This is a genomic window from Streptomyces aureus, from assembly GCF_001418135.1.
GTDB classification, from domain to species: domain Bacteria; phylum Actinomycetota; class Actinomycetes; order Streptomycetales; family Streptomycetaceae; genus Streptomyces; species Streptomyces aureus_A.
On sequence record NZ_LIPQ01000437.1, the window covers coordinates 1 to 11,813 of the forward strand.

8 protein-coding genes and 1 pseudogene are annotated in these 11,813 nt (G+C 72.0%); 4 read left to right on the top strand and 5 right to left on the bottom strand.

The features are described 5' to 3' along the window. Window positions 1-458 precede the first annotated feature (458 nt). Window positions 459-2,216, top strand: coding sequence for an NAD+ synthase (locus AOK00_RS29950; protein ID WP_055603357.1), 1,758 nt, complete (start codon window positions 459-461; stop codon window positions 2,214-2,216). On the opposite strand, the gene AOK00_RS29955 is transcribed toward AOK00_RS29950, so the two are convergent. The 4 genes from AOK00_RS29955 to AOK00_RS29970 form a co-directional block, all read right to left on the bottom strand. Beyond that, a complete protein-coding gene (locus AOK00_RS29955; RefSeq protein ID WP_055603358.1) occupies window positions 2,185-3,435 on the bottom strand; it encodes an MFS transporter in 1,251 nt (416 codons plus the stop codon). The two genes, AOK00_RS29950 and AOK00_RS29955, sit on opposite strands and share 32 nt — an antisense overlap. Before the next feature lie 122 nt (window positions 3,436-3,557). After that, window positions 3,558-4,583, bottom strand: coding sequence for an endonuclease/exonuclease/phosphatase family protein (locus AOK00_RS29960; RefSeq protein ID WP_055603359.1), 1,026 nt, complete (start codon window positions 4,581-4,583; stop codon window positions 3,558-3,560). A gap of 203 nt (window positions 4,584-4,786) precedes the next feature. Further along, window positions 4,787-5,488, bottom strand: a complete 702-nt coding sequence (locus tag AOK00_RS29965; RefSeq protein ID WP_079042270.1) for a TetR/AcrR family transcriptional regulator — start codon at window positions 5,486-5,488, stop codon at window positions 4,787-4,789. 60 nt (window positions 5,489-5,548) lie between these two features. After that, window positions 5,549-7,255, bottom strand: coding sequence for an MFS transporter (locus AOK00_RS29970; protein ID WP_055603360.1), 1,707 nt, complete (start codon window positions 7,253-7,255; stop codon window positions 5,549-5,551). A 215-nt stretch (window positions 7,256-7,470) separates the two neighbouring features. Here AOK00_RS29970 and panB point away from each other — a divergent pair, with 215 nt between their 5' ends. From panB to AOK00_RS29985, 3 genes are all read left to right on the top strand, one after another. After that, window positions 7,471-8,334 (top strand): 3-methyl-2-oxobutanoate hydroxymethyltransferase, encoded by an 864-nt coding sequence (gene panB, locus AOK00_RS29975; RefSeq protein WP_030314175.1) that lies wholly within the window; start codon window positions 7,471-7,473, stop codon window positions 8,332-8,334. 118 nt (window positions 8,335-8,452) lie between these two features. Then, window positions 8,453-9,445 carry an ATP-binding cassette domain-containing protein gene (locus tag AOK00_RS29980; RefSeq protein ID WP_055603361.1) on the top strand — a complete coding sequence of 331 codons (993 nt, stop codon included), beginning with the start codon at window positions 8,453-8,455 and terminating at the stop codon, window positions 9,443-9,445. Beyond that, window positions 9,442-10,296 carry an ABC transporter permease gene (locus AOK00_RS29985; RefSeq protein WP_055603362.1) on the top strand — a complete coding sequence of 285 codons (855 nt, stop codon included), beginning with the start codon at window positions 9,442-9,444 and terminating at the stop codon, window positions 10,294-10,296. Before AOK00_RS29980 ends, AOK00_RS29985 begins: the two co-directional genes overlap by 4 nt. Window positions 10,297-10,311: 15 nt before the next feature. On the opposite strand, the pseudogene AOK00_RS29990 reads toward AOK00_RS29985, so the two are convergent. Continuing rightward, window positions 10,312-11,813: pseudogene (locus AOK00_RS29990) on the bottom strand (AfsR family transcriptional regulator); the annotation flags it as partial.

Here is an 11,813-nt window from a genome sequence, read left to right on the forward strand (position 1 = left end):
GAGGCCACCCCGGCCACCGGCAACCCGCCGGCACACCGTCGCGTCAGACCCGCTCTGCCCCGAAGCGTGACGCGAGCGTCGGTCGTCCTGCTGGCCCTCGGCGAGCTCGCGTACACCGCGTGCGTCCTTGAGCTCCCCCTCCGGACCGGGTCGAGCCCGGTCCGGAGGGGGAGCTCAAGGACCCACGCGGTGTACGCGAGCGCGCCGAGGGCCAGCAGGACGGCCGAGGCTCGCGTCACGTTTCCGGGCATAGTGGGTCTGACGCTACGGCGTGCCGGAGGGTTGCCGGTGGCCGGGGTGGACCCGGCCCGGTTCTGCCGGATCGTCAGTGATCGACACAGGAGCCATGGGATCCATGATCGACCGGGTGGGGCGGGGTCGCCCGTCGGCCGCCGGGAGGAACGGGTCACGCCTCGTTTCCCAGGACATCGCGTCGGTCTGACGATTACACTGGCCGGGTGCCTCAACTACGCCTCGCCCTGAATCAGATCGACTCGACCGTCGGAGACATCGCCGGGAACGCCGAGGCGATCGTGCACTGGACCCGGCACGCCGCCGGACAGGGCGCGCATCTCGTCGCGTTCCCCGAGATGGCGCTGACCGGATACCCCGTGGAGGACCTCGCGCTGCGCTCCTCGTTCGTCGAGGCGTCGCGGGTGGCCCTGCGCGGTCTCGCCCGCCGGCTCGCGGACGAGGGCTTCGGGGAGGTGGCGGTCGTCGTCGGCTATCTGGACCGCTCCGAGCGGGCGGAGCCGAAGCTCGGCCGGCCGGCCGGTTCGCCGGAGAACGCCGCCGCCGTGCTGCACCGGGGCGAGGTGGTGCTGCGCTTCGCCAAGCACCACCTGCCGAACTACGGCGTCTTCGACGAGTACCGCTACTTCGTGCAGGGCGACACCCTGCCGGTCGTCCGGGTCCACGGGGTCGACGTGGCCCTGGCGATCTGTGAGGACCTGTGGCAGGAGGGGGGCAGGGTCCCGGCGGCGCGTCACGCGGGGGCGGGCCTGCTGGTGTCGGTCAACGCCTCGCCGTACGAGCGGGACAAGGACGACACCCGCCTCGAACTGGTCCGCAGGCGGGCCCGGGAGGCCGGTTGCGTGACCGCGTACCTGGCGAGCACGGGCGGCCAGGACGAGCTGGTCTTCGACGGCGACTCGATCGTGGTAGACGCGGACGGCGAAGTGATCGCGCGGGCGCCGCAGTTCGTCGAGGGCAGCGTGATCCTGGACCTGGAGCTGCCGGCGGCCGAGTCCGAGGCGCCGGAGGGCCTGGTGAACGACGGGCTGACGATCGACCGCGTCGTGCTCTCGGCGGAGCCGCTGCCGGCCTACGAGCCGGAGCTGACGGGCGGTTACGCGCACCGGCTGGACGACGACGAGGAGGTGTACTCGGCGCTGGTCATCGGTGTCCGGGCGTATGTCGCGAAGAACGGTTTCCGCTCGGTGCTCGTCGGCCTTTCCGGGGGCATCGACTCGGCGCTCGTCGCCGCCATCGCCTGCGACGCGCTCGGCTCGGACAACGTGTACGGGGTGTCGATGCCCTCGAAGTACTCCTCCGACCACTCGCGCGGCGACGCCGCCGAGCTGGCCCGCCGCACCGGGCTCCACTACCGCACGGTGTCGATCGAGCCGATGTTCGACGCGTACATGGGCTCGCTCGGCCTCACCGGCCTCGCCGAGGAGAACCTCCAGTCGCGGCTGCGGGGCACGACGCTGATGGCGCTCTCCAACCAGGAGGGCCACATCGTCCTCGCGCCGGGCAACAAGTCCGAGCTGGCGGTGGGCTATTCGACGCTGTACGGCGACTCCGTCGGCGCGTTCGGGCCCATCAAGGACGTCTACAAGTCGACCGTGTTCCGGCTGGCGCGCTGGCGCAACCGGGCGGCCGAGGAGCGCGGCCAGACCCCGCCGATCCCGGAGAGCTCGATCAGCAAGCCGCCGAGCGCGGAGCTGCGCCCGGGGCAGGTCGACACGGACTCGCTGCCGGACTACGACACCCTGGACGCGATCCTCGCCCTGTACGTGGACCAGGACCGGGGGCGGGACGAGATCGTGGCCGCCGGGTTCGACGAGGAGCTGGTCGCGCGGACGCTGCGGATGGTGGACACGGCGGAGTACAAGCGGCGCCAGTACCCGCCGGGCACCAAGATCTCGGCGAAGGGCTTCGGCAAGGACCGGCGCCTGCCGGTCACGAACCGCTGGCGGGAGACGCCGGGCTGACACGCTTCCCGGCGGCGGGGGGACCTTCGGCGAGGGGGCTTTGCGCGACGACGCGCGAGGCCCCCTCTCCCGTACCCCGGTCGCGGTCGAGGAGGCCCGCCACCGCCGCGATCACCAGGCCCACCACCGTGAGGCCCGCACCGACCAGGGCCGGTGAGGTCCAGCCCCAGCCGGCGGCGACGGCGGCGCCGCCGGCCCAGGCGCCGCCGGCGTTGGCGAGGTTGAAGGCGGAGTGGTTGGAGGCGGAGGCGAGCGTCGGGGCGTCCTTGGCCTTGTTCATGACCAGCATCTGGAGCGGGGTGGTGGTCATGAAGCCGACGGCGCCGAGCACCACGACCGTGACCAGGGCGAGCCAGGGCACATGGATCGTGAAGCGGAAGGCGACCAGGGCGAGGACGAGGGCGGCGAGCGAGCCGTACAGCGTCGGGCGGAGCGCCCGGTCGGTCAGCGGGCCGGCGGCGAGCGCCCCGCCGGTCATGCCGAGGCCGAAGAGGGCGAGGACGACGGTGACGGTGGAGTCGCCGAAGCCCATCACCTCGGTGGTCATCGAGGCGAGGTAGGAGTAGACGGCGAAGACGCCCGCGAAGCCGAAGACGGCGGTGAGCAGCCCGAGCAGCACCTGCGGGCGGCCGAGCGCGCGCACCTCGCGGCCCAGGCTCTGCCGCTCGTCCACGGGGACGTGCGGCACGAGGCGGGCGAGCGCGGCCATGGCGAGCAGGCCGACGGCCGAGACGACGAGGAAGGTGGCCCGCCAGCCGAGGTGCTGTCCGAGCAGGGTCGCGGCGGGTACGCCGAGGATGTTGGCGACGGTCAGGCCGAGGAACATCGTGGCCACCGCCCGCGCCTGGCGGCCCTCGCGCACGAGCCGGGCGGCGACGACTGCGCCGAGCCCGAAGAACGCCCCGTGCGGGAGCCCGGCGAGCACCCGGCCCGCGATCAGCCAGCCGAAGCCGGGGGCGAGCGCGGAGGCCAGGTTGCCGACGGTGAAGAGGGCCATGAGCAGGAGCAACATCCGCTTGCGCGGGACGCGGGAGCCGAGGGCGGTGAGCAGCGGGGCGCCGACGACGACGCCGATCGCGTACGCCGAGACGAGGTACCCGGCGGTGGGGACGGAGGTGCCGAGGTCGTCGGCGACCTGCGGGAGCAGGCCCATCATCACGAATTCGGTGGTGCCGATGCCGAAGGCGGAGACGGCGAGCGCGAGCAGCGCCAGGGGCATGGGGAGGGCCTTTCCGGAAGATAGTTCTTCAACGGAACAAAGGCTCTCAGACGTCTTCCTCCCGTCGGCTTCCGGGGAGTGAAGAGCAGATTTCGGCCCGTGTGCTATGCGGCGCCGCGTCGTCAGAACTTCACGCGGGCCGCGACCGGGAGATGGTCGCTCTTCGTCTCCGGGAGGGCCCAGGACGACATCGGCTCGACGCCCTTGACCAGGATCTGGTCGATGCGGGCCATCGGGAACGAGGCGGGCCAGCTGAAGCCGAAGCCGTCGCCCGCCGCGCCCTGGGTGGAGCGGAGCTGCGAGGTGATGCCGTTGAGCGCGCGGTCGTTCATGGTGCCGTTGAGGTCGCCGAGGAGGACGATCCGCTCGTGGCGGTCGTCGGAGATGGCCTCGCCGAGGGCGTTCGCGCTGGCGTCGCGCTGGTTGGCGGTGAAGCCGGCGTTCAGCTTGACCCGGACGGACGGCAGGTGGGCGACGTACACGGCGACCTCGCCCTTGGGGGTCACGACGTCGGCGCGCATCGCGCGGGTCCAGCCCATCCGGATGTCGACGGGCTGCGGGTCGCGCAGGGGCAGCTTGCTCCAGAGTCCGACCGTGCCCTGGACGGAGTGGTACGGGTAGGCCTTCGCCAGGCCCTTCTCGTACGCCGGGACCATGTCGCCCTTCAGTTCCTCCAGGGCGAGGACGTCGGCGCCGGACGCGGCGAGCTGCTCGGCGGTGCCGGCGGGGTCCGGGTTGTCGGCGTTCACGTTGTGGGTCGCGACGGTCAGGTCGCCGCCGGCCGCGGACTTGTCGGCGACGAGCCCGCCGAAGAGGTTCAGCCACACCACGGCCGGCAGCACGAGGGCGATCAGCGCGGTGGCGGAGCGGCGCAGCAGGGCGAGGACGAGGAGGAGGGGGACGAAGAGGCCGAGCCAGGGCAGGAAGGTCTCGGTGAGGCTGCCGAGGTTGCCGATCCGGTTGGGGATGTCGGCGTGGAGGACCATCAGCAGGGTGAGGGCCACCGCGAAGAGCGCGAGCAGGATGCCGCGGCGCCAGATCCCGGGGTCGCGGCGGAGTCCGCCGAGGGCGGTCCGGAAGCGGGAGGAGGTCGGGGGCTCGTTCCCCGTGCCACCCTGCTCGGTCTCCGTCATGTCCACCCGCGCCATCGCCCGTCCTCACTGCCTTGCTGCCGTGCTGTCTTGCCGTCTTGCTCCGTGACCCGACGTCGACACTAGGGGATGACGGGGCCGTCGTACGTCCGATGGGACGACAGCTGCGGCGTGGCGGGTTCCTGCAGGTGGCGCCCTCGGCCGGGCTGTGACAGAACGCGCACATTCGGCCGGTACGGGTCTTGTCGTGCGGGCGGCGGTCAGTCCCGGGGCCGCAGGCCCTCCATCACGGTGTCGACGACGCGCTCGGCGAGGCCGGGTTCCAGGGAGGCGCCGGGGCGGATGACGGTGCGCAGGAGCAGCGGGCCCGTGAGGAGGTCGTTGACGAACTCGATGTCGAGGTCGTCGCGGATCTCCCCCTGGTCCATCCCGCGCCGCACGGTGTCCAGGCCGAGGCGGCGGCGCGGTTCGATGACGGTGTGGTGGTAGACCTCCCACAGCCGGGGGTACAGCTGCATCTGCGCGAACACGTTGTGGAGCAGGCTGGAGGTCCGTTTGGCGACGCCGCGTTCGCGCAGCGACTCCAGGAGGACGACGAGGTCGCCCCGGACCGAGGTGCCGGGGAGCACCGGGTCCGGGGGTTCCACGGAGCGGAGCAGGTCGACGAAGAGCTCCTCCTTGCCGGTCCAGCGGCGGTAGATGGTGGCCTTGCCGACCCCGGCGGTTCGGGCGATCCGCTCGATGGACAGCTCGGCGAGCGGGACGCCCTCGTCCAGGAGCCCGACGACCGCGTCGAAGACGGCCCGCTCGACACCCTCGCTGCGCGGCCGGCCCCGCCGGGCGCCGGTCGGGGCGCCGGTCGCGGGCCCGGTCAAGGCCCCGGTCGCGGCGCCGGTCGGGGTCGCGGCCCCGTCGTCGTGGGTTTCCGGGGTTCCGGGGGTCCCGCCGTCCTGCCGCGACACGTGCGCTCCACCTCTCGTTCGGGCCCTCGGACACCAGCGGCGCCTTCGGCGCCCGGTCTCCTACCGTCGGGCCGATTCTCCCGCCTCGGACGCCTGACCCGGCACCGAGCCCCGCCGGGTGTCGTCGTCCGGGCCGGTCGCGGGTGCCGCGGAGCCCGGACCCGTCCCGCCCGGTCCGGCGGCACCCGGTCCCGGGGCGCCCGCGGTACCCGCGGACGTACGGCCCGGAAGGAAGACCGCGACGACCACCGCGCCGACCAGGCCGATCACCGCCGAGGCGAGCGCCGTGACGTGCATGGCGTCCAGGAAGGCGTCGTACGCCGGGGCCACCAGGTCCCGGCCGGCCGGGCCGAGCCTCTCCGCGACCGCGAGCGTCGCCTCGACGGACTCGCCCGCCGTGGCCCGCAGGGCCTCCGGGACCCCGCCGAGGTGCCCCTCGATCTCGCCGCGGTACGTGGAGGAGAGCAGCGAGCCGAGGACGGCGACGCCGAGCGCACCGCCGACCTGCCGGAAGGTGTTGTTGATCGCCGAGCCCGAGCCCGCCTTCTCACGCGGCAGCGCCTGCATGATCGCGACCGTGACGGGCGGCATGATGTGCGCCATTCCCGCGCCCTGGACGAAGAAGACGATCTCCATGGCCCAGACCGGGGTCGAGGCGTCGAAGAGGGCGAAGGCCGCGAGGCCGAGGGCGACGAGCAGCATGCCGGCGGTGCAGACGGCCTTGGCGCCGAAGCGTTCGACGACGAGCCGCGCGCGGGGCGCGAACACCATCTGCGCGACGGCCAGCGGCAGGATGAGCAGCCCGGACTGCAGGGCGCTGTAGCCGCGGACGCTCTGCAGGTAGAAGGCGGAGAAGAAGGTCACGCCCATGAGCGCGAAGAAGACGAGCGCGATCGCGGCGACGGCCGCCGAGAACGCGGGCCTCCTGAAGTACGTCATGTCGATCGCCGGGTGGTCGCTGCGCCGCTCGTGGAGGACGAAGAGGACCAGGACGGCGATGCCGCCGAGGACCGGGGCGAGGACGGTGACGTCGGTGAAGTCGGCCAGTTCGCCGCCGCGGATGATCCCGTAGACGAGGAGGACGAGTCCGACGACGGAGAGCAGCACGCCGGGGATGTCGATCCGGCCGGGCCTGGGGTCCCGGGAGTCGGGGACCAGCCACATCATCAGGGCGAGGGCGAGCAGCACGACCGGCACGTTGATGAGGAAGATCGATCCCCACCAGAAGTGTTCGAGCAGGATGCCGCCGGTGATGGGGCCTATCGCGATGGCGAGGCCGACGCTGCCGGCCCAGATGCCGATGGCCTTGGGCTGCTCGTCGCGCTCGAAGACGTTCATGAGGACGGCGAGCGTCGCGGGCATGACGAAGGCGGCGCCGAGGCCCATGACGGCCCGGAAGGCGATGAGCTCGCCCGGGGAGCCGGAGAGCGCGGCGAGGGCGGAGCCGATGCCGAAGACGGTGATGCCGAAGAGCAGCACCTTCTTGCGGCCGAGGCGGTCGCCGAGCAGGCCGGAGGTGAAGAGGAGGCCTGCGAAGACGAGCGTGTAGGAGTTGATCGCCCACTCCAGCTCGCTCTGGGTGGCGCCGATGCCGGTGGGCGCGGGCGCGGCGATCGTCCTGACGGCGACGTTCAGGATCGAGTTGTCGAGGACGACGATCAGCAGGCTGAGCATCAGGACGCCGAGGACGGCCCAGCGGCGCCGGTGGACGGTCTCGGGGATCCGGGGCCCGGGGGGCGCGGCGGATGCGGCGGACGGCTGTGACATGCCCACCACCCTAGAGGCATTTCGATACGAGACCGTCTCGTATCGTAATTCCTGACCGAGCCTTTACGTTGCGGGCGGGTGAACGCCCGCCCGGCGCGCCGGTGTGAACAGCGCCACTCCGGCCCACTTCCCCGCCCGCCCGGCGAAGTGCCACCATGGATGTGGTCCGGGGACGCCGTCAGGGCGCCTCGAGATGACACAAGGAGCCGTGCACCATGACGCTTCAGGCTGCCCAGAAACCGCCCGCCGACAGCAGCAAGGCGCTGTACGGCGGCAAGGGCACGCGCCGCATCACCGTCCACGACATCGCCGCCGCCAAGACCCGCGGCGAGAAGTGGCCCATGCTCACCGCCTACGACGCGATGACCGCGTCCGTCTTCGACGAGGCCGGCATCCCGGTGATCCTCGTCGGGGACTCCATGGGCAACTGTCACCTCGGCTACGACACCACCGTGCCCGTCACGATGGACGAGATGACGCTGCTCTCCGCCGCCGTCGTCCGGGGCACCAAGCGCGCCCTCGTCGTCGGCGACCTTCCCTTCGGTTCGTACCAGGAAGGGCCGGTCCAGGCCCTGCGCAACGCCACCCGGCTGGTCAAGGACGCGGGCGTCGGTGCGATCAAGCTGGAGGGCGGCGAGCGCTCGCTGCCCCAGACCGAGCTGCTCGTCCAGGCCGGCATCCCCGTGATGTCCCACCTGGGCCTCACCCCGCAGTCCGTGAACACCATGGGCTACCGGGTGCAGGGCCGCTCCGACGAGGCCGCGCACAAGCTGCTCCGCGACGCGAAGGCGGCGCAGGACGCGGGCGCGTTCGCGGTCGTCCTGGAGCTCGTACCGGCCGAGCTGGCCGCCGAGGTCACCCGTTCGCTGCACATCCCGACCATCGGGATCGGCGCGGGCGCCGGCACCGACGCCCAGGTGCTCGTCTGGACCGACATGGCCGGCCTGACGGGCGGCAAGGTCCCGCGCTTCACCAAGCAGTACGCCAACCTCCGCGAGACGCTCGGCGACGCCGCGCGCGCCTTCGCCGAGGACGTCAGCGGCGGGGCGTTCCCCGCCGAGGAGCACACCTTCCACTAGTCGCGACAGGCCCTCAGAGCCACTGCGGCACCACCCGACAGCCCGCCGACATCCCCCATCGGCGGGCTGTCGGTCGTCTGTCGGAGGATTGTCGGTGGCGCCTGGTCTAGTGGGGGCCATGACGCGATCACACACCAACGCCGTCGAGGTCCGGGGCCTCGTGAAGCACTTCGGCGACACCAAGGCCCTCGACGGGGTCGACCTGGACGTACGGGAGGGCACCGTCCTCGGCGTGCTCGGCCCGAACGGCGCCGGGAAGACCACCCTCGTCCGCTGCCTCTCCACCCTTCTCGTCCCGGACGCCGGGACCGCCACCGTCGCCGGGTACGACGTGGTGAAGCACCCCCGCCAGCTGCGCCGCACCATAGGGCTCACCGGTCAGTACGCCTCGGTCGACGAGAAGCTGTCCGGCTGGGAGAACCTGTACATGATCGGGCGGCTGCTCGACCTCTCCCGCGCCGACGCCCGCCGCCGGGCCGACGAGATGCTGGAGCGCTTCTCGCTCACCGACGCCGCCAAGCGGCCCGCCATGAACTACTCGGGCGGCATGCGGCGCCGGCTCGACCTCGCCGCCTCGATGATCGGCCGCCCGGCCGTCCTCTACCTGGACGAGCCGACCACCGGTCTCGACCCCCGCACCCGCAACGAGGTGTGGGACGAGGTCCAGCGGATGGTCTCCGAGGGCGTCACCGTCCTCCTCACCACCCAGTACATGGAGGAGGCGGAGCAGCTCGCGAGCGAGCTGACCGTCATCGACAAGGGCAAGGTCATCGCCAGGGGCGGCGTCGACGAGCTCAAGGCCAAGGTCGGCGGCCGGACCCTGAAGGTCCGCCCGGTGGACCCGGGCCGGCTGCCCGCGATGGCCGCCGCGCTCCGCGAGACCGGCCTCGACGGTGTCGCCGGGTCGACCGTCGTGCCCGACGAGGGCGCGCTGTACGTGCCGATCCTCACCGACCAGCAGCTGACCGCCGTCGTGGCCCTGCTCGGCGCCCGCGGCTTCGGCATCGCGCACATCGGCACCCATCTGCCCAGCCTGGACGAGGTGTTCCTGGCCATCACCGGCGAGAAGACCACCGTTTCCGACGAGATCAACGAGGAGGTCGCCGCGTGAGCACGACCACGGTCACCAAGTCCCCCGTCGGCGCCCCGGGCCCGGCCGCGGCGCGACGCGCGCCCGTCGCCGAGGGCCGGATCGGCCTCCGGGCCAACCTCCGTCACATCGGCGCGCTGGCCCGCCGCAACGCCCTCCAGATCAAGCAGGACCCGGAGTCGATGTTCGACGCCGTCCTGATGCCGATCATCTTCATCCTGCTGTTCGTGTACGTGTTCGGCGGCGCGATCTCCGGCAAGGGCAACAACGACGTCTACGTCAACTACGTGACGCCCGGCCTGATGGCGATGATGGGCATGAACATCGCGATGGCCGTCGGCGTCGGCATCAACGACGACTTCAAGAAGGGGGTCATGGACCGGTTCCGGACGATGCCGATCGCCCGGTCCTCCGTCCTGATCGCGAAGATCGTCGTCGAGGTCGGTCGGATGCTGATCGCCACCGCGATCCTGCTCGGCATGGGCTTCCTGCTCGGCCTGGAGATCCACACCTCGTTCCTCCACCTCCTGGCCGCCATCGGACTCTCGATGGTCTTCGGGGCGTCCCTCATGTGGATCTTCATCCTGCTCGGCCTCACCCTGAAGACCGCGCAGGCCGTCCAGGGCATGGCGATGCTGGTCCTGATGCCGCTCCAGTTCGGCTCCTCGATCTTCGCCCCGACGACGACGATGCCGGGGTGGCTGGAGACCTTCACCGACTACAACCCGCTGTCCAACCTCGCCGACGCCGCCCGGAACCTGATCAACGGCGGCCCGGTCGCCCACTCCGTGTGGATGACCCTCGGCTGGGCGCTCGTGATCACGGTCGTCACGGCGCCCCTGGCGGTGACCAAGTTCCGCAAGAAGACCTGAGTCCACCACGGGGGTTCAGGACTCGGCGCGCTCACTGATCGCGTCGGCGGCGCGACCGAGCAGGGCGGCGGCCTCTTCCAAGGAGAGGCCGCCGCCTTCCGCGTGCGCCGCCGCGAACGCGTCCTCGCCGAGCACGGCCCGGGTCAGCTCCGTCGCCCGCCGCAGGTTGTCCACTTCGAGCGGCAGCGACAGGTGCCCCGCCGGCAGCAGGGCCTGCGCCGCTCCCAGCAGCACCCCACCGATCCGCGCCACCGGCCCGCCGAGACCCGCGAGGGCCCAGGCCGCGACGGCCAGATGCCCCGAGGGCATCTGCGGCGCCACCATCAGCGAGAGATCGCCCATGGAGCGCTCGAACGCCTCCTTGATCAGGGCGAACCCGGATGCGTACCGCTCCTCGACGACATCGAGCCAGCCCAGGCCGCCGAGGGCGAAGCCCTCGAAGAGCGAGAGCGTCTCGGAGCTGAACTCCTTCCGCAGCTCGTTCAGCTGCTCCCGGGCCTCGTCGAAACGCCCGCTGCGGCCGAGCGTGAGACCGAGGAACAACCGGGCGCCGAGCAGCGGTTCGTGCCCCAGACTTGTGCCCCCCTCGACGATCTCGCGGAGGATCGCCTCGCCCTCCTCCATCCGCCCGGTCTCGACGAGGACACTGGCGTACCGGGCCCGCAGCAGGGCCATCTGCGACTGGGCGCCGATCCGTTCCGCGTAGCCGATGGCGGCGACGTAGTCCGCGGCCGCGCCCTCGAACTCCAGCCGGCGCTCACGGGACTCCGCGCGGGAGGACAGCGCCTCGGCCGCTCCCCAGGCGTCGCCGAGCCGTTCGAAGATCTCCAGGCTCTCGTCGGCGTCCGCGCTCGCGCTGCGGGCCATATCGGACCGGTTGGCGGACATGTTGGCGCGCATCTGGAGCGCGTTGCCGAGTTCCCAGGTGTAGCCGTGGCGACGGCAGGCGTCGACGGTCGCGTCGAGGAGCTCGCGCAGCCGGCCCGCCTCGCCCATGATGAGGACCGCGAAGACGGCGAAGGAGCCGGGCAGCCGGCAGGTCTGCGGCAGGCCCGGGGTGTAGACGCCGGTCATCTCGCGGAGCCGGTGCACGCCCTCGGGGCGGGTCCACCGCCCGGTGGCGTGGTCCATGTTGAGGAGTTCGACGAGCCGCACCCCGCGCCGGGCCTCCCAGCGCTGCTCCTCGGAGAGCGGCGGCGGCGTGGCCGTGCACGGCTCGTGCAGGGGTACGACGGGGGCGGCGGGCGGGGTGAACGGGTCGGGTCCGAGAGCCGCGGCCGCCCGCGCCCAGTGCAGGGCGTCGGTCCGCAGGTCGCGCATCTGCCAGAACCAGATGAGGGAGTGGACGAGGACGAGGGCCTCGTCCTCGTCGTGGGCGTCGACGGCCCGGCGCAGGGCGGTCCTGATGTTGCCGTACTCGCGCCCGAAGCGGGCGATGGCGGCCATCTGCCCGGAGCCGCGGAGTTCGGGATCGGTGGTGCGGGCGAGTTCCCGGTAGCAGTCTCTTATACACATCT

Bases quoted from the DNA above. Each gene is read 5' to 3' on its own strand.
- AOK00_RS29955 (WP_055603358.1), bottom strand. From the start codon at position 3,435: ATGCCCCTGGCGCTGCTCGCGCTCGCCGTCTCCGCCTTCGGCATCGGC.
- AOK00_RS29960 (WP_055603359.1), bottom strand. From the start codon at position 4,583: ATGGCGCGGGTGGACATGACGGAGACCGAGCAGGGTGGCACGGGGAAC.
- AOK00_RS29970 (WP_055603360.1), bottom strand. From the start codon at position 7,255: ATGTCACAGCCGTCCGCCGCATCCGCCGCGCCCCCCGGGCCCCGGATC.
- panB (WP_030314175.1), top strand. From the start codon at position 7,471: ATGACGCTTCAGGCTGCCCAGAAACCGCCCGCCGACAGCAGCAAGGCG.
- AOK00_RS29980 (WP_055603361.1), top strand. From the start codon at position 8,453: ATGACGCGATCACACACCAACGCCGTCGAGGTCCGGGGCCTCGTGAAG.